Genomic DNA, 22715 nt, shown 5'->3' with positions numbered 1-22715 from the left:
GCTCCGCTCACGAAACTCACGGAACTCACGAAAGACCGGTGGTGGCTTCGCGGGCCGCGAACGCGGCCGGAGTCAGACCGGCGGTCGCGGAAGAAGCGGCCGAAGTTGGCGGGATCGGTGAAGCCGAGATGGGCGGCCACGGCCCGGGCGTCCCAGCCGGCGACTCCCAGCAGGCGCCGGGCTTCGAGCAGCCGCCGCTCGTCGATCAGCTCACGCGCCCCCTTCCCCGTGGCGCGCCGGGCGGCGCGACTGAGGGTGCGGACCGAACAGCCCAGCAGCTCGGCGTAGTCCGCGGCCTGGTGCAGCTCGCGGAAGTGCAGCTCCAGGGCGTCCACGAAACGCCCGTAGGTGTCACCGCGGCCCTCGCCGGTCGCTGTCTCCGTCGCGGTGATGTCCGGTGAGTTGGCCAGGCGCAGCAACAGCGATTCCAGCAGGTTGCGCCGTAGCGCGTGGTGGACCTCGAGCCGACGGCGCCCCAACGCGCGGTGCTCGTCCAGGAGTTGGCGCGCCGTCTGCCGCAGCCAGGCCGCGTCGTCAGGGTGCGGGTTCAGCACGGCGGGGGCCTGGTGCGCGGTGAGCGGGGCCAGCAGGCGGGCCATGTCGGGGGTCAGCACGTCCGGCTCGAAGAGGATGAACGGGCCGCGGGCCGCGCCGGGCGGATGCCAGCACTGCGCGTGCCCGGGCCGTACCCACAGCCACTGGCCGGGCGAGACGGTCCGTGTGATGTGGTCGACGTCGTGCCGCAGCTCTCCCTCGGTGACCGCGATGAGGTAGTGGAAGGTGGCGCGGCCGGGACGGGGCGGATTCCACGGCCAGTCGTCGTGCTGGGCGAAGAAGTCCTCGACGGTGGTCACCTCAAGCCCGAACGGAGTACCGACCGGGGGCTGGAAGCTGTACAGCGGAACCGCGGCGGCGGCCGGTCGTGCCGGTCCGGACTGCCCGCCCTGCTCGTGGTGTCGCTTGTCGACTATCACGTGTCCGCAGCCTACCGCCCGTTTTGCCGGTTTCGGGGACAGGATGGGACCTGTCGCGGCACGCTTTCCGATGTCACAGTCTTCGGCGCCGCGGACCGTCGCTCTACCTGAGGAAGGCAGGCCCATGGACGGATCGACCCTGCACAAGACTGCGACCGCCTGCGCGGAGGAGCTTCCCGGGGCCCGGCTGGAGCACCCCTTCGGCCCCGACTGGGAGGTCTTCAAGGTGCGCGGCAAGGTGTTCCTGCTGCTGACCGAGGTCCCCGGGCGTCCCGTTGTCATCCTCAAGGCGGACCCCGGCGAGGCGCAGGCCCTGCGGCAGCAGAACAGTCATGTCACTCCCGGTTACCACATGAACAAGAAGCACTGGATCACGTTGGAGGGCGGGGACGGCATCGACGAGAGGCTCGTCGGGGAACTCGTCACCGACTCCTACCTGCTCGTCGTCGCCCGCCTGCCCAGGGCGGAGCAGCCGGTCGACCCGCACACCTACGGCATCGGCCCGGGGGTGGCGCGGTGAGCGCGGCCGGCGACCGGCTCCAGGACACCGCCCGCCAGGCGGCCCTCGCCCTCCCCGGGGTCAGCCACGGCCGGCCCTTCACCCCCGCACTCGACGTGTACAAGGTCGCGGGCAAGGTGTTCCTGATCGTCACCGACGACCCGGACGAACAGATCATCACGGTCAAGTGCGAGCCCGAGCACGCCCGCGCGCAAGAACGCGGTCACGCCACGATCACCCCGGGCCGCTATCTCGACAAACGGCACTGGATCTCACTCGGTCCTGGCCCCGGCATCACCAAGCGGCTGATCACGGACGCCGTCGAGCACTCCTACGACCTGGTCGTCGAGAGGCTGCCGCGAGGCGACCGCCCGGCGCGATGAGCGCCGGGAGCTTCCCCACGAGCGGCTGAGTCCGCGCTCGTCAACGCCGGGTGGACGTCCGAAGCGCGTCCGCCCCGACCCGAGAGACCGATGGAACCGACCGAACCGACCCTGCCGCTCTTCGACGAGGAGCCCGCCCGGCCCCTTGCCGACCGCCTGCGCCCCACTCGACTGGAAGACGTCGTCGGACAGGACCACCTCCTCGCCCCTGACGCCCCGTTGGGCCGCATGGTCGCCCAGCAGCGCCTCGGCTCCGCCGTCCTGTGGGGCCCTCCCGGAGTCGGGAAGACCACCATCGCCCGCCTCCTCGCGGGCGCCGGCAACCTGGCCTTCGAACCGGTGTCGGCCACCTTCTCCGGCGTGGCCGAACTGCGCAAGGTCTTCGCCGCCGCACGCGGCCGACGCGGCATCGGCCAGGGCACCCTGCTGTTCGTCGACGAGATCCACCGCTTCAACCGGGCCCAGCAGGACAGCTTCCTGCCCTACGTCGAGGACGGCACGATCACCCTGATCGGCGCCACCACGGAGAACCCGAGCTTCGAACTCAACGGCGCCCTCCTCTCCCGCACCCAGGTCCTCGTCCTCAAACGCCTCGACGAAACCGCCCTGTCCACGCTGCTCCACCGGGCCGAGAACCTCACCGGCCACCGCCTGCCCCTCGACGGCGACGCCCGCCGCTCCCTGATCGCCATGGCTGACGGCGACGGCCGCTACCTGCTCAACATGGCCGAGCAACTCCTCGCCCTCCCGGAGACCGGAACTCCCCTGGACACCGCCGGGCTCGCCCACCACGTCCAGCAGCGCGCCCCGCTGTACGACAAGGCGCAGGAGGGCCACTACAACCTGATCTCCGCGCTCCACAAGTCGATGCGCGGCTCCGACCCGGACGCTGCCCTGTACTGGCTCGCCCGCATGCTCGACGGCGGCGAGGATCCGCTGTTCGTGGCCCGCCGCCTGGTCCGCTTCGCAGTCGAGGACATCGGAATCGCCGACCCGCACGCCGTCCAGCAGGCCCTCGCCGCCTGGGACGTCTACGAACGACTCGGCTCTCCCGAGGGCGAGTTGGCGATCGCCCAGGCCGTCGTCTACCTCGCCACCGCCCCCAAGTCCATCGCCGTCTACCGCGGCTTCAACGCCGCGCACCGCGCCGCCCGCCGCACCGGCTCCCTCATGCCGCCCGCCCACATCCTCAACGCCCCGACCCGGCTGATGAAGAACCTCGGCTACGGCAAGGACTACCAGTACGACCCGGACACCGCCGACGGCTTCTCCGGCGCCGACTACGTCCCCGACGGCATGGACCGTGAGACGTACTACCAGCCCACCCGCAACGGCTACGAAGCCCAGATCACCGAGCGCCTGCGCCAGTGGGCCACGCTGCGCGCTCGCAGACAACGCGGCTGACACGACAGATGTCGTGCCGTCGAGCAGAGCGACAGGTGGCCGACGGCGCGGCCAGCCGAGGCGCGCGTCGGCTGCCCCCGTGCCACAGGCGGCCTGCGCGAACACGACCGACCTGGTGTCGCGGGCCGGCCGTGTCAACGGCCGTCGCCACGAGGGGTTTGTCGCGTCAGGTCGTCAGGTGGTTCTGGCAGGGCCTCCCAACGCCGGCGATCCGCGTCTACTGTGGGGCCATGGGGACGAAGGAGTACGAGGTACGGGAGTTCCTGTTCTCCCGCGCGGCGGATGTCGCACCGTACCGGCGTGTGCCGGGCGGCGCGGCGGCCGGGCGGTGCGGGTCTCGGTGTGGCGGGTGCTGGGCCGCATGAGCTTACCGGCGGTCGGGCACGACGCGAGGTGGGGCGTCTCGTCGAGGGTGGAGAGCACGACGTGAACCCACGACGACTCCTGGTTGCCGCGCTCCTGTGGGTCTGGGCGCTCACGGTCACCGGATGCTCGGCATCCGGGAGCGACACCGAGCGTGTCCAGCAGCCCGCGCCTTCGACGCCCGCCGAGGCCTCCGAGTCCGCGGCCGGCGACCAGCCGACCGAGGCGCCCACGACCCCGGCCGAGGAGGTGGCCCAACACCCGTCGCTCACGGACTACTTCGACGAGGTGCCCGATGCCTCGCCGATCGAGCTCGGAAGAGTCCGCGAGCAGACAGCGGCCTACACCTCCTACGACGTCAGCTACCGCAGTGACGGGCTCCGCATCACCGGCGTGCTCAACGTTCCCACCGGTAGCGGCCCGTTCCCCGCGGTCGTGCTCGCCCATGGGTGGATCGACCGCGACGCCTACGTCACCGGGCAGGGCATGACCCGCGAGCGTGGTCACCTGGCCGAGAACGGATACGTCGCGCTGCACGTCGACTACCGCGCACACGCCGGTTCGGACGACGATCCCGAGCTGTTGGGCCAGCTGTACCGCGGGTACGCCGTCGACGTGCTCGGCGGCGTCTCCGCGCTCCGGGCGTCCGAGCTGCCCGTCGACGACGAGCGGATCGGCCTGATGGGGCGTTCCCTGGGCGGCAGCGTGGTGCTCCAAGCGCTCGAGATGGCGCCCGGACTTGTCGACGCCGGCATCGTCTACTCGGCACAGTCCTCGCTCGAGGCGGACAACTACCGGCAATGGGGCGGGCGTCCGGTCGACGGCTATGGCGCGGAGTACGCGAGCCGCCACGGCACGCCCGACGAGAACCCGGCGGCCTGGCAAGACATGTCAACCCGCCCCTATGTCGACCGCATCACCGAGCCCGTCCTGATGATCCACGGCACCCGCGACGAGGACTGCCCGCCGGAGTGGGCTCGTGCGACCCACGACGCGCTCGCTCAGGCAGACGTCGACGTCCAGCTCAACTGGTACGACGACCAGCACGCCTTCGGACCTCAATTCGCCCAGTCCATGGAGGACACTGTCGCGTTCCTCCAACGTCACCTGACCTGAACCCGCCCTCCTGACAGGCCCGTCGTCTCGTGACGACCCGGACCCGAGGTGCCGACACCATGTGGACACGACACTTACGCCCCGCACCGCCGCCCGTCGCGACGCGTCCGCGCAACCGGACCGCACTCCTCATCGCCGGGCTGACCGCGCTCCTCGCCGTCACCGGATGCACGTCGAGCACCCCCCAGGCGCCGCCCGCGCCGGAAGACCGACAGGGGGCCAGCGAGGTCGCCGACCAGACGCCGGCTCCCAGCCAGGACCCGAGCCCCGAGCAGGAACCGCTCCTCACCAGCGACGGCCGCCCGCAGGTCGCCTACCTGACCATCCCGGAACTCGACATCCGGAACCTGCGCGTCGAGCCCTATCAGGGACAGACCGACGACGCCCCGGGAACGGAGATCCAGGACCGCGGCATCGCGGCCAGCCCACACGGCCCGTCCGGCGGAGTCGGCCCCGGAGGCATCGGGAACTACCAGGTGACAGCGCACCGCAACTCGGCGGGCGGCCCGTTCCTCACGATCCCCGACCTCCCGAACGGCGCGCGGATCGAAGTGGCCACCGACGAACGCATCTACGTCTACGAGGTGATCGAGACCAGGGAGACGTCGTTTCGTTCGGAGCGATCCCTGGCCGAGCAACGAGCCGCCGTGCCAGGACATCCGGGTCGCACCCCCAGCGAGGCCCTGATCACGCTCTCGACGTGCGCCACCCAGGAGGACCACGCCGCCGGGAACTACTGGGCCGACGAGCTGGGCAATCCAGAACACCGAATCGACAAGATCGGGAGACTGGTCAGCTCGCACCCGGCCTGACCTCGCCCCGACCGCCACAGCTCCAGCGGCGGTCGACGACGAGCGTTCGCCATGACGAAGCCGTCGTCGACACGGCTCGGAACCTACCGCCGGGGCGCCGGGAAGGTGACCGAGACGGTGAGCCCGCCGTCCGGTCCCGGGTGGGCGGTGACGAGGGCGGCATGCGCCTGGGCGATCGAGGCGACGATGGACAGGCCGAGGCCGTGCCCCGTGGCGCCGGTGCGGTCCTGGCCGAGCCGGCGGAACGGTTCGAAGAGGCCGTCCACCTGGTCCGGGTCGATCGGGGGTCCGGTGTTGACGACGGTGAGGGTGCGGCCGGTGAGCCGGATCGACACGGTGCCGCCCGGCCGGTTGTGGCGGATGGCGTTGTCCACCAGATTGGTCACCAGGTGGCGCAGCAGCACCGGCTCGCCGAGGACCGAGGGCGGGCGGTCGGCGGTCAGCGCGAGCGACACCCGCGACTCCTCGGCCAGCGGCCGCAGTTCCCGGACGGTCTGGCGGGCGAGGGCCCCGAGGTCGCACTCGTCGACGACATCGAGGCCGAGGTCGCTGCGGGCGAGCAGCAGCAGCGCGGCAATCAGTCGCTCCGCGTCCCGGTTGGTGGTGAGCAACTCCTCACGTATCTCCGTCAGTTCCGCCGGGAGTGGGTCGGCGAGCCCCACCTCGAGGCTGGTGCGCTGGGCGGCGAGGGGGGTGCGCAGCTCGTGCGCGGCGTTGGCGACGAAGCGGCGCTGGCTGTCGAAGGACCGCTCGAGACGGTCGAGCATGCCGTCGAACGTGTCGGCGAGCCGGTGCAGTTCGTCGTCGGGACCGGTGAGCGCGAGGCGTTCGTCCAGGTGCTGCTCGCTGATCCGGCGCGCGGTGTCGGTCATGGCGGCGACGGGCCGCAGGGCCCGGCCGGCGAGCCACCAGCCCATGGCGCCGGCGAGCAGGGCGAGCACCGCGAGCCCGATGCCGGACCAGAGCAGCATCTGGTGGAGGACGGTGTCCTGCACCACGCGCACGGTCTCCTCCACCAGCCGGAGGGCGATGCTGTCGCCCGGCCCGGCGGGTGGCGCGGGGGACGAAGGCGAGACGGGCTCGGCCGAGGTGGGGAACGCCCTGCCGAACTCCGCCTCCTGGGCGGCCGGTTCGTCATCGGGCGAGACCACCTCGAGTCCCTGGACCTGCCGGGCGGTCCCCTGCCTGGCCAACAGCACCACGAAGGCGAGCAGTACGACGCCGGCCAGCAGGAACAGGCCGGTGAACGCGGCGGTGAGCCGGACCCGGAAGGTGGGCCGGCGGAGTCGGCGCGGTCGGCTCAGCCGCACAGGCGGTAACCCTCGCCGGTGTCGGTGGAGATGACGTCCCCGCCGCCCAGCTTGGCGCGCAGCCGGCTGACGGTGGCGCGGACCGCGGTGGTGCGGGGGTCGAGGTGCTCGTCCCAGACGGCGCGGACCAGGTCCCGGTGCGGCACCGCCGCGCCGCCGGCCGCCAGCAGCATCCTCAGCACGGCGAACTCCTTGGGGGTGAGCTCCGTCGGCCTGCCGTCGACGGTGACCTGGTGCCGCGCGGGGTCGAGGACGATGCCGTCGTGCCGCAGCACGGCCGGCGCGGGCCGTGTCGCGCGGCGACTCAACGTCCGCACCCGGGCGACGAGTTCGGCGAAGTCGAAGGGCTTGGGCACGTAGTCGTCGGCGCCGAGCCGCTCCAGGCCGTAGACCCGGTCCCGGAGCTCGCCGGCCGCCGTCAACAGCAGCACCCGTGGCCGCTCCGGCTGCCGGCCGAGCCGCCGGCAGATCTCGTCGCCCGTCAGCACGGGCAGGTCCCGGTCGAGGACCACCACCTCGTACGCGGTGAGTTGACACATCCGCTCGGCCTCGTCCCCCGAGGTGGCGACGTCGACAGCCATGGACTGCCGGCGCAGACCGGTCGCGATGTTCCGTGCCAGTACCGGGTGATCCTCGGCGACCAGGACTCTCATGGCTCCGATGGCAGCAGACCGCCGGTTACGACGGCATAAGCACCCGGCGGGAGGGGTCCGCTCATGCCGGTGTGACGGGCCTTACGCCGCCGCAAACGGCGACCTGCTTCGCTCCGGCCCGTGAACTTCGTGAAACGCGCGGCTCTGAGCCTGCTGGCCAGGAAGGGCAAGACGATCCTGCTGCTGGGGATCCTCCTGGTGATCTGTGCCCTGCTCCTCGGCGGCCTCCTGTTGCGGGGCGCGACCGCGCGGCAGGAGGCGGAGGCGCAGCGCCGGATCGGCGTGGACGTCACGGTGCGCGGCGACGAGCTGACGACGGACGCGGCCGACCTGCTGGGCGCGGCGCCGCCGGTGGTGGCGTACAACCCGGTCCTGCGGGGCGTGACCGCGTCGCCCGGCCTCACCCCCGTCACCTCGGAGCTGCCCGAGCCACCGGAGGCGGCGGCGGATCCGGAGCGCAACGGGCTCGCGCTGGCCGGGGTCCGGGACTCCGGGCTGCTGCTCGCCTTCGCCAGCGGCCGTTCCCAGGTGGTCTCGGGGCGGGCCCTCACCGAGCGGGACGCGGGGCACCGGGTGGTCATGGTGGAGGAGCGGCTGGCCGAGCTGAACGGGCTCGCGGTCGGCGACACCGTCGACCTGGCCACCCGCGACGGCGAGGACACCGTCCCGTTCGAGATTGTCGGTGTCCACCGGAGCCCGCAGGGGATCCCCGGGCAGTGGACGGCGCCCCGCGACCTGGCCGCGAACCAGCTGTACGCGCCGGTCGCGCCGGTGGTCGAACTCGGCTTCGGCGACCGGCTCAGTGAGGCGGTGTTCCGGGTCGAGTCCCCCGAGGCGGCGCGGCCGTTGCGGGAGGAGGTGGCGCGGGTGCTCGGCCCCGACGGTCTCCGGTTCGACGTCAACGACAAGGCGTATCTGGACCGGGTGCGGCCGATCCAGCGGGTCGGGGCCTTCGCCGGTGCCCTGGTCTGGCTGATCTCGCTGGCCGGCGCCGTGACGCTCGGCCTGATCGTGGCGCTGACCATCAGGGAGCGGCGCCACGAGACGGGGATGCTGCTGTCGCTCGGCGAGCGGAGGTGGAAGCTCGTCGCCCAGCACGCGGTGGAGGTCACGGCCGTCGCGCTGGTCGCGCTCGCCGTGGTGGCCCCGCTCGGCCTGCTCCTGGCGCCCACGGTCGGCGAACGACTCCTGCCGTCCGACGACGACGGCGTGGGGTCCGCCGAGGTGCGGATGGCGGCGGCCGACCTCGGCCGGGTCGCCGGCATCGGGCTCGGCATCTCGCTGGTGTCCACCGTCTTCCCCGGCCTCGGGATCCTGCGCCTCCACCCCCGTTCCATCCTCACCGACAGCGAATGACCGGAGCGACACGCACCGGAGCGACACGCACCGGAGCGACACGAGCGGAGCCGACATGAGCAGTGCCGACATGACCGGAACGATCACGACCAGGGGCGACCAGCCATGAACTTCGTCAAGCGCGCGGCACTGAGTCTGCGGTCCCGCGCCGCCAGGACCCTGCTCACCTTCGGGACCTTCGCGGTGATCTCCGCCATGGTCCTCGGCGGTGTCCTGATCACCTCCGCCACCGCCGACGCGGGCGAGGCGGCGCGTCGCGGGGTCGGCGCCGAGGCCGAGTTGGGGCTCGACCCGGAGGCCCTGGTCTCCGGCGGCTCGTTCCAGGCGCCCGCCATCGGCGTGGCGACCCTGGACCGGATCGGCGCGTCCCCGCTGGTGGAGCGGTACAACTACACCTCCTTCAACGGCACTCGGCTGCTCGGTGGCGCCGGCCTCGTCAGCGAGGCTCCGCTCTACCCCGACGCGCCCGACACCTACACGCTGGTCCACGGCGTCCTCGACTCCGCGCTGCTGCCCGGATTCAGCGACGGCAGCTGGCGGCTGCTCTCCGGCCGGCCGATCACCGCGGCCGACGGGGACCGTGACGTGGTGCTGGTCGAGGAGCGGCTGGCGGAGCTGAACGGGCTCGCGGTCGGCGACGCCCTCACGCTGACCGAGAACGACCCCGCGGGCGACCACCAGGCGGAGTTCACCGTCGCGGGGATCTACCGGGACCCGTCCGACGAGCCGGACCCCGAGTTCCAGCAGCTGCCGGCCGACCGGCTGATCATCCCGGCCACGGCGCTGGCCCGCCTCAACCCGGGCGACGGGCCGGCGACCGTCCGGGCCGCCACCTTCCAGCTCCAGGGCCCGGAGGTGTTCGAGGAGTTCGAGGCGTTCGCCCGGGACACCGCGGGCGCCCAACTCGACGGCTTCGCGCTCGACCTCAACGACCAGGCCGTGGAGCAGATGACGGGCCCGCTGGAGTCCATCGCCCGGGCCGCGACGGTGGCGATGTGGCTGGTCGGCGTCGCCGGCGCCGCCGTCCTCGGCCTGCTCGCCGTTCTCGCCGTCCGCCAGCGCCGCCGCGAGTTCGGCGTGCTGCTCGCGATGGGCGAGCGGAAGGGGAAGCTGGTCGCCCAGCAGGCCGTCGAGGTCCTCGTGGTCGCGGCCCTGGCCGTCGTCGCGGTCTCGGCCGTCGCCGAGAGCCTGACGCAGCGGGCGGGTACCGCGCTGCTCCGGGACGAGGCGGCCGCGGCCCAGCGGGAGATCGACGCGTGGCAGCCGCCGTCTCCCGGCTCCACCGGGCTCGGCGAGGGCATCGACCCCGACGACGCGCCGGTCGAGAACGCGGACCCGATCGACGAGATCACCGTGCGGCTCGATCCCGCGGCCCTCTCCACCGTCGTCGGCGTCGGGCTCGGCGTCGGCCTGCTCGCCACCGCGATCCCCGCGGCCGCCGTGCTGCGGCTCAGCCCCCGCGCCATCCTCACGAAGGGCAACTGACCATGACCGCCTCGGCCGAAGAGCGGGGCACCGCCCCCTCGACCCCGCCCGTGCTCACGCTCTCCGGCGTCAGCCACACCTACCAGGGCCGGCGCCGTGGAACGCCCGTCCTCCGACACGTCGACCTCGACTTCGAACGCGGCGTCTTCCACACCATCCTCGGCCCCTCGGGCAGCGGCAAGACCACCCTGCTCAGCCTGGCCAGCGGCCTGGACCGCCCCACCGAGGGCACCATCCGCTTCGAGGGGCGCGACCTCGGCGAACTGGGCCTCGGCCGCTACCGCAACCGGCACGCCGCGACGATCTTCCAGCAGTACAACCTGCTCACGTACATGACGGCGGTGCAGAACGTCACCACCGCCATGGAGATCACCGGGGCCAAGCCCGCCGGGGGCGGCCGCCGGTCGCGGCACGCCCTCGAACTGCTGGAGCGGGTCGGCATCGACCGCGACACGGCCCGCCGGGGGGTGCTCCGGCTCTCCGGCGGCCAGCAGCAGCGCGTCGCCATCGCGCGGGCCCTCGCCTGCGACGTGGACATCCTCTTCGCCGACGAGCCGACCGGCAGCCTCGACGAGGAGACCGCGGCCGGCATCGTCACCATCTTCAAGGAGCTCGCCCACGAGCAGAACCGCTGCGTCGTGGTCGTCACGCACAACCAGGCGCTGGCCGCGGAGTCCGACCGGGTGCTGACCCTACGACGCGGTCGGGTCACGGTGACGAGGGGGCGCCCCGGCGCCGCCTGACGACACCCCCTGGTGCCGCAGGTCGAAGGGTCAGCGGTCGGGCGAGCCGGAGCCGGCGCCCGGTCCGGCCGAGGGTCTGCTCGTGGCGGCGGCGCTGGTGTGGTTCCGGACGGGGGCGGCCTCGGCGGTGTGTCCCGGTCGCGAGCGACGCGTCGGGTTCTGGTGAGGCTGTCAGGAGCCGTGGGTCGTCGGGGGGCGGGTGACGGGGACGATGGTGAGGAGGTCGTCGAGGCCCTTGAAGTCGTCGGGGTTGGTGGTGAAGAGGGGGAGTTCTTCGGCGATGGCGGTCGCGGCGATCATCAGGTCGGCCACCCTGCGCCGTGGTGTGCGGCCGGCGCCGATGACCGCCGCGCAGACCCTGCCGTAGATGCGAGCGGCGTCCGCGTCGAACGGGATCGGGTCGAACTCGTTCTCGGCGCGCTGGAGGATGTCCGTGCGTCGGGCGCGCTCGGCGTGTTCCTCGTAGTCGTCCTGTTCCGCGTTGCTCCGGACCTGGTGGGGGCCTGCGGAGAGTTCGGCCAGGGTGATAGCGCTGATGGCCATCTCGGCCGGCAGCTCCTCGGGGTCCACCCACCTGCGCAGGATCATGATGGTGGTGTCGATGAGGCCCTGCTGGTGCTCAACGGGCATAGGGGTCGTCCAGGTCCTGGTCGGCGGTGGTGTCCTGGTCGGCGCGGAAGGCGTCCAGCGAGATGTCCGGAGCCGTGCGGGACATGGCCGCGAACTCGCCCCGGGGGACGAAGCGCCGGCGTCGCCGCAGGGGGATCAGCTCGCCGATGCGGTGTCCGTCCCGGGTGACGGTGAAGGACTGGCCGCCCTGGACGGCGTCCATGATCTCTTTGGATTTCGTGCGTAGGTCACGCTGGGTGATCTCGGGTTGGGCGGTCATGATGCGATGATAGCGAGGGTGTGCTACCTGGTGCTACGGCGTGCGTCGGCCTGTCGTCGTGCGGTGTCGAAGGCGTGAGGCGGCTCTGCCGGAGACCGACCACGGCGGGATCGTCGAGGATCGGCCGGCCACACACGGGCGGCCCGCCGACGACGTCGGCGGGCCGCCCGCGGTCGAGGCCCGGGGTGGCGGACCGTCAGGCTCCGGGTGTCAGGAGGTGAAGTTGACGTCGGAGCAGATGAAGTACGTCTGGTCCAGGTGCGAGGCCTGCCAGATCGTGTAGACCACGTGGTGTCCGGTGCGTCCCGGGGCGTTGACGTTGTTGACCACGTAGTGCTGCTGGTTGGGGTATCTGCCGGTCTGCGTCACCAGTTCCAGGTCGTCCCAGCCCAGCGGCTCGCGGGTGGGGTCGTATCCCTGCCTGGTCACGTAGACCTGGATGTAGTCGGCGCCGTGGCTGGCCTGGTCGTACAGGTCGATGGTGAAGGTGTTGCGGATGCTCGTCGTCCGCCAGGCGCCGACCTCGTCGAGCGAGCTGGCCAGGCCGCCCTGGGCGTCACCGGCGCTGCACAGGTTCCCGTTGGAGATGTTCTGCTGGAACTGGCCCCGGAGGTTCTCCCGGAACAGGCTCATCCAGTTCCACATGGTGTTCGGGTTCCGCTGGAACGCCTGCCAGCACATGGGGTCCTGCTGCTGCATGGCCGGGTTCAGGTGGTCGTTGCCCCAGCGCTCCCAGCAGCCGTAGCTGCGGGACGCCGGTGAGATGACCGAGCCGTGCGCCTGGGCGGTGTTGGCCCACGGGAAGAGCAACAGGCCGAGCATCGCCGCGAGGAGCGGCGCCAGGACGCGCAGCGTCCAGCCGCGGGGCGTGGTGAGTGTGCGTGTCTGCATGTGTGCCTACTCCGTCTTCCGGAAGGTGGGTGGGGTGGTGCATCCGGAGTGGGAGCGCTCCCAATTTTGCTGGCACGTTACCCGGTGACACGGCGGCGAAACATTCCGTTCCGCGTGGCCACGGCGTTGACTCGGTATCGGCGCATCGAGTCCATGAAAGTGGTGAGGATGTGGCGGATCCGCGACGAGAGTGGAGGCGCTCGGGCGGGCTCGCTTCGGTCACCGAGGCGGTTCATCGGTCCGAAACCACCGGCGCCGCTCGGCGGTTCGGCGGGCGACCACCCGAGCGAAAGGCGGGGGCGGCTGAAACGATCAAGGATCCGTTGGGAGCTGCGGCAAAACGTTCCCGCCCGATGGGAACCGACATACCCGGCTGCCGAAAAACGGGCGCTGTTCTCCGCATGCTTGGCAAACCCGAGCAGGAACCGCATTCGTCCACCAGGAGCGCACCGCATGACCGACCCCACGAAGAGGACCGACGTCAAGGCAGTTCTTCGGGCCAAGGCCCTGGAAGGGGACGCGTTCTCGACCTGGCGCTTCCTGACGCTGAATTTCGTGGACACCACGTTCAAGGAAGACCCTACGGTCGCCGACGTCGAGGTCGACCTGGCGTTCACCCCGGGCACCCCGGTGACGGTCACGGGCTACAACCTGCCCAAGCTGTCCAAGGAGTTGGGGCTGAGCACCACGACGAAGAAGGACTCCTACGACCTGGTCGTGGTGGGCGGTGGCCCCGCCGGCCTCTCCGCGGCACTGAACGCGGGAACCCTGTTCGGCTGGAGCACACTCGTCGTCGAGGACCGGGCCCCCGGCGGAACGGCCAGCACCGCGATCAACAGGATCGAGAACTACCTGGGGTTCCCCGACGGGATCGACTCGGACGCGCTGTGCTTCAGGTGGTACCAGCAGATCCAACACAAGCCGACGCAGTTCGAGTACCTCTCCTACTACAAGGCCACCGCGCTGACGGCGGTAACCCAGTCCGACGTGGAGAAGACTAAGGACTCGCACCTCATCCCGAAGTACAAGGTCAAGGTCGAGCGGCCGCATGACGAAAAGGACGACAGCCCGCTCGAGATCGTCGCGGGGATGGTGCTGATCGCCACCGGCGTCTCGGCGAACAAGCTTGACGTCGACGGCCTGGACGCCTACCTGACGAAGGGCGCCTACCTCACGGCACTTCCGTCCGACGCCAAGACGGTGAAGAAGGACGACTCCGTCGTCATCGTCGGCGGCGGCGACACCGCCGCGGTGGCCGCCCTGATGTTCGCCAACGAGGGCGCCAAAGTCACCATGATCATCCGGGGGAAGTTCGATCACTACCAGGACATGGTCAACGCTCATGTGGATCAGATCAAGGCGCAGAAGAACATCACGGTAGTGGCCGAGGAGGAGGTCCACTACTTCGAAGCGACCAACAACGAGCTGACCAAGGTGTTTCACGGAAGAGCCCGCTCACAGAAGAATCCGAGTCGCCCGGAGCAGAAGGACTGCACGGCCCTCCCCGTGAAGGCCCTCTACATCCTGATCGGCGGTAAGGCCAACACCGAATGGCTGAAGGACAACAAGGACCTGAAGCTTCTCGAGAAGAAGGTCACGGGCTGGCCGAACCAGATTCTCGGTACGGTGCTCACCGGGCCGGCCTCCGGCAGCGCCTGGCCCGGCCCCAAGGACAGCAAGTGGACCAGTACCGGGAGCATCACGGCGACGAGCCTCGTCGGGGTGTTCGCCGCGGGGGACACCCGGGACGGGACGGTCCGGCGCATCTCGGAGGCCGTGGGAGAGGGCGGCGCCACCACGATCGACATGAACGGATACGTGAAGACCAACCACGACACGATCATCAGGGAGGGCAAGACCCTTGAACTCTTCTACGCCACCGGCGACTCGGAGTAGACGCGAACCGGGCCGGCCGGCGTTCGACTGACGGCCGACGTGCGTCCCGAGCCGTCCTCACTCGGGCCGCAGGCCGAGCACGGTGCGGGTTTCGCCCACGAGGCGCAGCGAGCCGAGGACGACGAGCAGGCCACCGGGGCCGGCGAGTTCGGCGGCCCGGTGCAGCGCCGACCGGGGGTCTTCGGCCGTCACGCAGGGTCCCCGGCGGCCGGGGGCGAGCCGGCCGTGCAGGGTGGCGGTGTCCGCGGCCTGGTGCGAGCCGGTGCGGGTGAGGACCAGGGGCCAGTGGGAGGGGAGTGGGGCGAGCATGCCGGAGACGTCCTTGTCGTCCATCGCGGCGAAGACCAGCACGGGCGGGCGCGGGTGGCCGTCGGCGCGGGCGTGCCGCAGGATCTCCGGGGCGACGGTCGCGGTGCCCTGCGGATTGGTGGCGCCCTCCAGGAGGACCCGGCCCGTCCAGTCGTCCAGGTGGGCGTCGGGGACCAGTTCGAGGCGGCCGGGCCAGCGGGTCGCCGCCAGCCGGGCGCGGAGTCGTTCGCCGTCGGGCGCGCGGATGTGGCCGCGTTCGGCCATCGCGTCCACCGCGGCGATGGCGACCGCGAGGTTGTGGTGTTGGTGTGCGCCGGTCAGTGGGCAGGGCAGATCGCGGTGCACGGCGCGGGGGGTGGTGACGTCGACCAGCGTCCCCGGGCCGCGGTCGCCGGCGGCACGGGCGGTGTAGCGGATCTCGTGGTCGACGCGCCACACGGAAAGGCCCGTGCGCTCCCTGAGGACCTGCTCCGCGGCGGTGGTCGCCTCGGGGGCCAGCCGGCCGAGGACGACGTGGTCCCCGTCCCGGACGGCCGCGATCTTGGCTCGGGCGATCCGGGTCAGGGAGTCGCCGAGCAGCCGGGTGTGGTCGAGTCCGACGCCGGTGACGACCTTCACGTCCAGGTCGAGTTCCGCGGCCGCGGCCCTGCTCCCGCCGATGCTCGCCTCGGCCACCACCAGGCCCACGCCGGCCCGTCGGAAGTGCGCGGCCGCGGTCGTCGCGAAGACGCCCTGGGGCAGGACGGGCAGGCCGTGCCGTTCGATGGTCCGCCAGACCTCGGCGAACGCCGCGGCGTACTCGGCGCGCGTGATGGGGACCCCGTCGATCCGGATCCGCTCCCTGGGCTCCTGCAGGTGCGGGCTGGGCATGCTGCCGACCCGTGCGCCGGTCGCGGCCACCGCCGACACCGCGAACGCGCAGGTCGACCCCTTGCCGTTGGTCCCGACCACCAGCATCCCGCGCAGTTCCCGCTCAGGGTGGCCCAGCGCCTTGAGCAGCCTGGGGACGTTCGCCTGACGCGCCCCCCGAGGCAGCCCGTGGGAGTTCTCGTGCAGCTTCGCGAGGAGGTCCACGCAGTGCGAGTAGTCCACACACCGGATCATGCCACCCGGCGCGACCGTTCAGACGTGGAGCGTGACGGCCCCGCCGCGAGGTGACGCGGATCCGGTCGGGGCTCCGTCCGTATTCGCGTCAGAGCGGGAGGTCGTCGGGGAGGACGCGGAAGGCCTTGTGTCGGCCGAGGGGGCGGACGGCGCGGAAGTCGCGTCGGTCGAGGGTGAGGATCGCGTCGGTGTCGTAGTCGGCGGCCAGGGCCACGTTCACGGCGTCGGCGAGGTCCAGGTCGAGGGCGTGGTAGCGGCGGCGCAGCGACTGGGCGGCGGCGAGGTGGTCGTCGGTGATCTCCGGGGCGACGACGCGGCCGCGGCGCATCCAGCGGCGGATGTCGTCGATGGCGCTGAGTGCGGCTTCGCGGCCGAGTTCGCGGGTGGCGACGTGGTCGAGTTCGGCGAGCAGGAGCGGCGACATGACCAGGAGGCCCGCGGTGGTGATCGCCTCGTTGGCCGCGCCGTGTTCCGGATGGGTCGCGTCGAGGGCGGCCAGTAGTCCCGAGGTGTCGGCGACGACGATGATCACGCGGCGTTTCCGGTGTCCGTCTCGCGGTGGACGGCGTCGGCGACCGTGTCCCGAACCTCTGTCCTGGACGGGGTGCGGCCCGGTCCTTCGAAGGTGCGCGAGAACAGCGGCTCGTCCCAGACGCGGTTGGCCATGGCGGCGAGGTGGATGCCCTGGCGGATGATCTCGGCCTCGCTGATGCCCCGGCGCTTGGCCGCTTCCTTGATGATGGCCAGGTCCTCGGGGTCGGCGTAGACGTTCGTGCGCTTCATGGACATGTACCAAGCGTAGTCCATGTGCTGGTCTGGTGTATGCGGGGATGAGAAGGCGCGCGACATGCCGATCACCGACCACCAGCGCCCCGGGGCGCTGGTGGTCGGTGATCGGTGTCAGGCCGCCAGAGTGCGCTGGGTGGTGTCGGATCCGGTGGACGGGTTCGGGTGGAGCACGGCCTGGACGGGCGTGACCGGTCCGGTCGGGGGCCGGCGTCCTTCGTGGCGTGGCCACAGCCGGAGGGCGCCGGCGGCGCCGGCCGCCGCGAGGATCGCGAGGACGGACCAGGCGAGGGTGAGGCCGGCGATCGTGCCGAGCCACCCCGCGACGGGGTAGGTGATCAGCCAGGCGAGATGCGACAGCGAGAACTGGGCGGCGAAGGCTTCGGGGACGCGGTTCGCCACCACGGAGCCCCGAATGACCTTGCCCGTCGGCGTGACGATCAGCGCCATGCCGACGCCGATCACGACCCAGACGATCGCGGTGCCCGTCCATGTGGTGCGGCCGGAGGCGATGAGGGCCGTGGCGGCGGCCGTGCCACCGACGAGGACCCCGCCGCCGGTCATCATGACGGTGCGCTCGGCGATCCGGTCGAGCAGCCGGGGGAGTGCGAGGGCGGCCAGGAGCGTTCCGGCGCCGGAGGCGGCGAGCATCCACGCCACGTCCGACTGCGAGCCGCCGAGCCCGTCGCGTACGTGGTTGACGGTGTTGACGACGACGATCGAACCAGCCGCCGCGACCACGAGGTTCAGCGCCATGACGCCGCGCAGCCGCGGGGTCGTGAGGAACGTCCTGATCCCTGCCGCCGCTCTGTCCCACGCCCTGGTGTGGGCGCTGGGGCGGGCGTCGGGGACGCGGGTCGACAGGATGAGCAGGGTGGAGAGGAGGAATCCCGCGGAGGTGCCGAGGAACAGCCAGTTGAAGCTCATGAACGCCAGGGCGACCGCCGCCAGCACGGGGCTGAGCAGGCTCTCCATGGTGTAGGCGACCTGGGAGGCGGACAGGGCGCGGGTGTAGTCGGACTCGTCGATGACGATGTCGGGGATGACGGCCTGGAACGTCGGGGTGAACGCCGCGGAGGCGGCCTGGAGCAGGCCGATCAGGACGTGGATGTGCCAGACCTCGGTGACGAGCGGGAGGGCCAGGACCACGGCGGCGCGCACCACGTCGAGGAGGACCAGCAGGGTTCTTCTGGGGAGCCGGTCGACGTAGGCGGCGGCGAGTGGGGCTATGACCACATACATGACCATCTTGACGGTCAGGGCGGTGGCGAGGACCGTTCCGGCGCGCGGGCCGGCGAGGTCGTAGGCGAGCAGTCCGAGGGCCACGGTGGTCAGTCCGGTGCCGAACAGGGCGATGACCTGGGCGCTGAACAGGTGGCGGTAGTCGCGGTTGGCGAAGAGACGCATGACGGGTTTCCTCCATGTCCATGCGGCGGGGCACGGTCCCGGGGTGGTGGCCGTGTCCCACGGGTGCGGGCGGGGGTGTCGCTACACACCGGCGGTGTCCCGCGGTGTGGGGCCGGCGACCAGGTCGGCGACCTGGCCGGCGAGGAGGTCGCGGCAGGCGCGGAGCGCGGTGTCGGGCGTGGGTCGGGTGAGGCGGGGCATGGCGTTCCTCAGGGCGTGGCGGGTGTTGGTCAGTGGTGGCGGTGGCCGCCGTGGTGCCCCTCGCCCGCGGTCACGGAGGTCCGCACCGTGAACTCGGCCGTCCGGACGACGCCGTCGTGCTGGAAGTCCAGGTACAGGCGGTAGGTGCCGCGCGAAGGCGCGGCGGCCAGGAAGGCGATCTCGGGCCCGGGCTCGGTGCTGCCGTCACCGGGCTCGCCGTTCGGGTGGACGTGGAGGTAGCCCAGGTCGCCGACCCGCAGGGCCACCAGGTGCCCGTACGCGGCCAGGTAGGGCTGCAGGTCGGTGACGGGCCGGCCGTCGCGGCTGACGGTGAGCCTCAGGTCGCTCGTCTCGCCGGGCAGGAGTTCGCCGTCGAGGGTGACGGTGTACTCGCCGACCCGTGCGGTCCTGGTGACCTCGGGAAGCGGCCGCGGGTCGTAATACCCGGCGACCGAGACGTCGATCCCCAGCGTCATGGCCCCGTGGTGGCCGGCCGGGTGGATGTCCGTGAAGACCCTCCAGGCCCCCGGTTCCAGGTCCAGTTCGACGCTCCAGGTGCCCTTCTCGTCCCTCACCGGGTGCACGTGCTGGAACCCGGTCGTGTCCCGGCGGACGGCGATCAGGTGCAGCTCCTTCTCGTGCTCCGGTATGAACGCGGTCACCGGCTGCCCGTCGGGCCCGATCACCCGGAAGGTGACCGACTGCGGCCCGCTGGAGCGGATCGTCGAGTCGAAGTCGAGGGTGTACCCGTCCTCCGAGACCGACAGCCCACCGGCCTTGGCTTCCCCGTGGGCGGCGTGGGCTCCGTGGCCGGTCATGGCGTGGCCGGAACTGTTCGTCATCGTGTCTCCAACTGCGTGAACGAGCCTTCTGGCGGCGTCCGATGTCCCGGACGCCGGGCATAACCATATACCCCCCGGGGGTATTTCGACACCCCGGCCGGGCGCTCAGTCGACGGCCCGGGTGAAGACGGGCTTGAGGTGGTTCTCCGGCAGCGCGGACGGCAGGTCGTCCCAGTCGAGGACGTGGGAGACGACCTTCTCGGGGGCGACCGCGCCGGAGGCGGCGAGGTCGAGGGCGTGGGGGAGGTGGGCGCGGACGTTGTCGCGGGCGACGCGCAGGGTGACGCCGGTGAGGTACATGTCGAGCAGGGGCAGTTCGCCGGGGCGGAAGTGGTTGCCGGCGCTCTCGCAGATCCCCTCCGGTGTCAGGCTCCGGACGGCCAGGGCGAGTTGCTCGACCCGGCCGGTGGCCTCGACGGCGATGTCGAAGCCGTGTGGTGTCGGTTCGAGCGTCTCGGCCGTGGTGGCCCCGAACCCGTTCGCGAGCGCGCGGTGCTCGGCGTCCGGGTCGACGTAGTGCACGGCCGACGCCCCGAGGGCGCGCGCGATGTCGCACACGTACAGCCCGACGCTGCCGCGCGCGACGACCAACACCCGGGCCCCGGGGCGGGCCTTGAGGTGGGGGGCGACCAGCCGCCAGGCCAGGGGCCAGTTGTCGCTGGCCGACGCCATGGCGACCGGGTCGAGACCGGCCGGCAACGGGACCAGCATGGCGTCGGCGTGGGGCACGCGCGCCAGGTCGGAGAAGAGCCCGCCCCAGTCGCCGCCGAGCGGCGCGCCGTACATCGCCATGTGCGGCACGGCGGCGCAGTGCGCCGTCAGGCCGGCCCGGCAGCGGTCGCAGCCGCCGCAGTTGATGGACCAGGGCACCACGACCAGGTCGCCGGGGGCGACGGAGGTGACGGCGTCGCCGGTCTCGACGACCCGGGCGACGCACTCGTGGCCCAGGGCGAAGGGCGGGTCGATGAAGCCGTGCCCGGCCAGGATGGCGGAGTCCACGTCGCAGGGGGTGGCGGCGACCGGCGCGACGATCGCCTCCCCGTCGGACCTGAGCCTCGGTTCCGGCACCTCGCGCCACTCGACGGTGCGCCGGGCGACATAGGTCAGTTCACGCATCGGCCCGCCGCCCCTTCGCCACCGCCGCGCCGCTTCGGCGCCGCTCGGCCGGGGCGCTGGCCGGGGCCGTGAGTCGGGTGGTCGGCATGGCACACCTCGCTTCCTCCCGCTTCCACGAACCGCGGGATTATGACAGTCGTCATAGGCGGCGCCCACGCTAGGCTATGACGACTGTCATAGCCAGGGGGTGGAAGGGGTTTCCAGGTGACCAGGTCAAGCCCGTCGGCGCGGGAGCGGATCGTGGCCGGCGCGGCCGACATGATCAGCCGGCGCGGCCTGAACGCGACGAGCATCCGCGAGACGGCCAAGCACGCCAGGGCGCCGCTCGGTTCGACGTACCACTACTTCCCCGGGGGCAAGCAGCAGTTGGCGACGGAAGCCGTCCGCCACACGGGGGAGTGGGCCGCGCGCGTCCTGCGGAGGGAGCTGGCGGCGGGGCCGGTCGCCGGCCTCGCGGCCTTCCTCGCCCTGTGGCGCGAGATCGTCGTCGACAGCGACTTCCGGGCGGGCTGCCCGGTCCTCGCCGTCTCCGTCGAGGAACCCCCCACCGACGAGGTGCCCGCCGCCCTCGCGGCCGCCGGCGACACCTTCGCCACCTGGGAGAGCCTGCTCGCCGGCTCGCTGCGCGAACACGGCGCCGAGCCCGAGCGGGCGGCCCAGCTCGCGACCCTGGTCGTCGCGGCCGTCGAGGGCGCCGTGGCCATGTGCCGCGCCCAGCGGAACACCCGCCCCCTCGACCACACCGCCGAGCAACTGCGGTCGCTGATCCTCGCCACGATCGAGGGCTGACCCGGCGTCCGACGGGCGCCCGAGGTCGAGAAAGACCGCGCGGTGCGGAACGGCACACCGAAACGCCTCGGCGCCGGCGGGGTGTGCCGGCGCCGAGGCGGCTGTCGTGAGGGGTCAGTAGCCGTAGACCATCCGGTAGGCGACCTCCGGCAGGAACTGGCCCGCGGTGGAGCCCGATCCGACGCCGCAGTTGCCGTCGGACTCACCCGGCGTCTTGAGCCACAGGAGCATCTCGGCCCCGCTGCCTCCCTGTTGGGTGGGCGTGCCGATCCTGCGACCGGCCGGGTTGCACCACTCGCCGTTGGAGCCGTTGCCGTTGCGGCTGGTGTCCACGACGAACGGCCTGGTGTAGCCGTGACGTTGGCGCAGCGCCTGGTTGACGCTGTTGGCGTAGGACGCGTTCTCGTCGGTGCGGAAGTAGTTCGAGACGTTGAGGGAGAAGCCCCTGGCCAGGCTGAGGCCGGACGCGTTGAGCCGGTCGGCCATGGTCGAGGCGTCGATCCAGCCGGGGTTGCCCCCGTCGAGGTAGACCCAGGCGTTCGGCGCGGCCGACCGGAACTGGGAGAGGGCGTTGATGAGCATGTTCTGCCGCTCGACGATCTGCGCCTGGGACATGCAGCTGTAGTCGCCGAGGGCGTCGGGTTCCAGCACGACGACGGCCGGACGGCTGCCGATGCCGCCGGCGAAGGCGGTGATCCAGCTGGCGTACGCGGACGGGGACGCGGCTCCGCCGCCCGAGTGCCCGCCGCAGGCGTCGCGGCCGTACATGTTGTAGGCGACGAGGAGCGGCAGCTTGTCGGCGGACTGGGCCGCGCCGACGTAGGAGTTGACGGCGGACCGGATGTCGCCGCTCCACGAGCCGAACCAGCGGGCCATGGGGGTGTTGGCGATGGAGTTGCGGATCGCGGCGGCCCGTCCGTCGCCGGGGTTGGCGGCCGCCCAGACGGCGGGGCTGGAGTTGGGGTCGACGTAGAAGCCGCTGGTCATGGCGAGCGGGTTGGCCGCCGGTGCCGCCTGCGCGGACGGCGAGGACGTCAGCAGGAGCGGCAGGGCGAGGAGGGCTGCCACCGCCCCGCTTAAGAGCTTGCGCACGGGTGTACCTCACTTCGTGGCGGGCTGGAAGCGCGACGCGGCTCTCGTCCTGAGCCCGTGTCGGCGCCGGGCTGCGGCATCCGTGGCCCGAGTGGCGCGTCGGGACGTGCCGCTGATGATTGGGAGCGCTCCCAGTTTCGCTGAGCGCCCCGAGGTGGCTCCCTCGGTATGGTGTGTGCGCTGCTGAACACTGTCAAGGGCTGCTGCAGGGCTACTCGTGGCAGGCGGCCGGTGGGAGACTTGGGGTCCACAAACTGGAAGCGCTCCCAGTTTCCCGGGTCGAGGGGACGTCTCG

Annotated in this window: 22 protein-coding genes and 1 pseudogene; 10 read left to right on the top strand and 13 right to left on the bottom strand. The window is 71.8% G+C overall.

The window, feature by feature from the left end; all coding sequences use genetic code 11:
• Positions 1-25 precede the first annotated feature (25 nt).
• Positions 26-974, bottom strand: a pseudogene (locus RNC47_RS16765) (helix-turn-helix domain-containing protein).
• Positions 975-1098: 124 nt separating this feature from the next.
• On the opposite strand from RNC47_RS16765, the gene RNC47_RS16760 reads away from it, so the two are divergent.
• The 5 genes from RNC47_RS16760 to RNC47_RS16740 all read left to right on the top strand — a co-directional run bounded on the left by RNC47_RS16760 (position 1099) and on the right by RNC47_RS16740 (position 5551).
• A complete protein-coding gene (locus RNC47_RS16760) occupies positions 1099-1494 on the top strand; it encodes an MmcQ/YjbR family DNA-binding protein (RefSeq protein ID WP_311599612.1) in 396 nt (131 codons plus the stop codon).
• Positions 1491-1856 carry an MmcQ/YjbR family DNA-binding protein gene (locus RNC47_RS16755; protein ID WP_311599611.1) on the top strand — a complete coding sequence of 122 codons (366 nt, stop codon included), beginning with the start codon at positions 1491-1493 and terminating at the stop codon, positions 1854-1856. The genes RNC47_RS16760 and RNC47_RS16755 overlap by 4 nt, the downstream gene beginning before the upstream one ends.
• 90 nt (positions 1857-1946) lie before the next feature.
• Positions 1947-3260: a replication-associated recombination protein A gene (locus RNC47_RS16750; protein ID WP_311599610.1), complete on the top strand. Its 1314-nt coding sequence runs from the start codon at positions 1947-1949 to the stop codon at positions 3258-3260.
• A 426-nt stretch (positions 3261-3686) separates the two neighbouring features.
• Entirely contained in the window at positions 3687-4739 is a 1053-nt protein-coding gene (locus RNC47_RS16745) for an alpha/beta hydrolase family protein (protein ID WP_311599609.1), read from the top strand.
• A gap of 59 nt (positions 4740-4798) precedes the next feature.
• Entirely contained in the window at positions 4799-5551 is a 753-nt protein-coding gene (locus RNC47_RS16740) for a sortase domain-containing protein (RefSeq protein WP_311599608.1), read from the top strand.
• An 83-nt stretch (positions 5552-5634) separates the two neighbouring features.
• Here the strand turns inward: RNC47_RS16740 and RNC47_RS16735 are convergent, their stop codons facing one another.
• Positions 5635-6861, bottom strand: a complete 1227-nt coding sequence (locus RNC47_RS16735) for a sensor histidine kinase (RefSeq protein ID WP_311599606.1) — start codon at positions 6859-6861, stop codon at positions 5635-5637.
• Entirely contained in the window at positions 6852-7514 is a 663-nt protein-coding gene (locus tag RNC47_RS16730) for a response regulator transcription factor (protein ID WP_311599604.1), read from the bottom strand. Before RNC47_RS16730 ends, RNC47_RS16735 begins: the two co-directional genes overlap by 10 nt.
• 120 nt (positions 7515-7634) lie before the next feature.
• On the opposite strand from RNC47_RS16730, the gene RNC47_RS16725 reads away from it, so the two are divergent.
• The 3 genes from RNC47_RS16725 to RNC47_RS16715 all read left to right on the top strand — a co-directional run bounded on the left by RNC47_RS16725 (position 7635) and on the right by RNC47_RS16715 (position 11098).
• Complete coding sequence (locus RNC47_RS16725; RefSeq protein ID WP_311599602.1) at positions 7635-8870, top strand: ABC transporter permease; 1236 nt, start codon at positions 7635-7637, stop codon at positions 8868-8870.
• Between the two features lie 105 nt (positions 8871-8975).
• On the top strand, positions 8976-10355 hold the full coding sequence (locus tag RNC47_RS16720) for an ABC transporter permease (RefSeq protein ID WP_311599600.1): 1380 nt from the start codon (positions 8976-8978) through the stop codon (positions 10353-10355).
• Between the two features lie 2 nt (positions 10356-10357).
• Positions 10358-11098, top strand: a complete 741-nt coding sequence (locus tag RNC47_RS16715) for an ABC transporter ATP-binding protein (protein ID WP_311599598.1) — start codon at positions 10358-10360, stop codon at positions 11096-11098.
• Positions 11099-11269: 171 nt separating this feature from the next.
• Here the strand turns inward: RNC47_RS16715 and RNC47_RS16710 are convergent, their stop codons facing one another.
• From RNC47_RS16710 to RNC47_RS16700, 3 genes are all read right to left on the bottom strand, one after another.
• The gene (locus RNC47_RS16710) at positions 11270-11728 is read right to left on the bottom strand and encodes a type II toxin-antitoxin system VapC family toxin (RefSeq protein WP_311599596.1); all 459 of its coding nucleotides are present in this window, start codon (positions 11726-11728) and stop codon (positions 11270-11272) included.
• Entirely contained in the window at positions 11718-11987 is a 270-nt protein-coding gene (locus tag RNC47_RS16705) for a type II toxin-antitoxin system Phd/YefM family antitoxin (RefSeq protein ID WP_311599594.1), read from the bottom strand. The genes RNC47_RS16710 and RNC47_RS16705 overlap by 11 nt, the downstream gene beginning before the upstream one ends.
• Before the next feature lie 210 nt (positions 11988-12197).
• Positions 12198-12878, bottom strand: a complete 681-nt coding sequence (locus tag RNC47_RS16700) for a lytic polysaccharide monooxygenase auxiliary activity family 9 protein (RefSeq protein ID WP_311599592.1) — start codon at positions 12876-12878, stop codon at positions 12198-12200.
• A 114-nt stretch (positions 12879-12992) separates the two neighbouring features.
• Between RNC47_RS16700 and RNC47_RS16695 the strand changes: the two genes are divergently transcribed.
• Positions 12993-14774, top strand: coding sequence for an NAD(P)/FAD-dependent oxidoreductase (locus RNC47_RS16695; protein ID WP_311599590.1), 1782 nt, complete (start codon positions 12993-12995; stop codon positions 14772-14774).
• Positions 14775-14831: 57 nt separating this feature from the next.
• Here the strand turns inward: RNC47_RS16695 and RNC47_RS16690 are convergent, their stop codons facing one another.
• The 6 genes from RNC47_RS16690 to RNC47_RS16665 form a co-directional block, all read right to left on the bottom strand.
• Complete coding sequence (locus RNC47_RS16690) at positions 14832-16175, bottom strand: bifunctional folylpolyglutamate synthase/dihydrofolate synthase (RefSeq protein ID WP_311599588.1); 1344 nt, start codon at positions 16173-16175, stop codon at positions 14832-14834.
• 100 nt (positions 16176-16275) lie between these two features.
• The gene (locus RNC47_RS16685) at positions 16276-16719 is read right to left on the bottom strand and encodes a PIN domain-containing protein (protein ID WP_311599586.1); all 444 of its coding nucleotides are present in this window, start codon (positions 16717-16719) and stop codon (positions 16276-16278) included.
• Positions 16716-16976: a ribbon-helix-helix domain-containing protein gene (locus RNC47_RS16680; RefSeq protein WP_311599585.1), complete on the bottom strand. Its 261-nt coding sequence runs from the start codon at positions 16974-16976 to the stop codon at positions 16716-16718. Before RNC47_RS16680 ends, RNC47_RS16685 begins: the two co-directional genes overlap by 4 nt.
• A gap of 111 nt (positions 16977-17087) precedes the next feature.
• Positions 17088-18380 carry an MFS transporter gene (locus RNC47_RS16675; RefSeq protein ID WP_311599584.1) on the bottom strand — a complete coding sequence of 431 codons (1293 nt, stop codon included), beginning with the start codon at positions 18378-18380 and terminating at the stop codon, positions 17088-17090.
• A 230-nt stretch (positions 18381-18610) separates the two neighbouring features.
• The gene (locus RNC47_RS16670; RefSeq protein WP_311599583.1) at positions 18611-19423 is read right to left on the bottom strand and encodes a hypothetical protein; all 813 of its coding nucleotides are present in this window, start codon (positions 19421-19423) and stop codon (positions 18611-18613) included.
• 105 nt (positions 19424-19528) lie between these two features.
• Entirely contained in the window at positions 19529-20539 is a 1011-nt protein-coding gene (locus RNC47_RS16665) for a zinc-dependent alcohol dehydrogenase (protein ID WP_311599582.1), read from the bottom strand.
• 204 nt (positions 20540-20743) lie between these two features.
• Here RNC47_RS16665 and RNC47_RS16660 point away from each other — a divergent pair, with 204 nt between their 5' ends.
• Entirely contained in the window at positions 20744-21328 is a 585-nt protein-coding gene (locus RNC47_RS16660) for a TetR/AcrR family transcriptional regulator (protein ID WP_311599581.1), read from the top strand.
• Positions 21329-21442: 114 nt separating this feature from the next.
• Here RNC47_RS16660 and RNC47_RS16655 read toward each other — a convergent pair whose 3' ends face one another.
• Positions 21443-22420: a glycoside hydrolase family 6 protein gene (locus RNC47_RS16655; protein ID WP_311599580.1), complete on the bottom strand. Its 978-nt coding sequence runs from the start codon at positions 22418-22420 to the stop codon at positions 21443-21445.
• Between the last annotated feature and the right edge of the window lie 295 nt (positions 22421-22715).

Origin of the sequence: Streptomyces millisiae (genome assembly GCF_031845425.1) — a bacterium.
Lineage (GTDB): Bacteria > Actinomycetota > Actinomycetes > Streptomycetales > Streptomycetaceae > Streptomyces > Streptomyces millisiae.
Note: the sequence above shows the minus strand (reverse complement) of the source record. Positions and strands in the feature narration are given on the sequence as shown.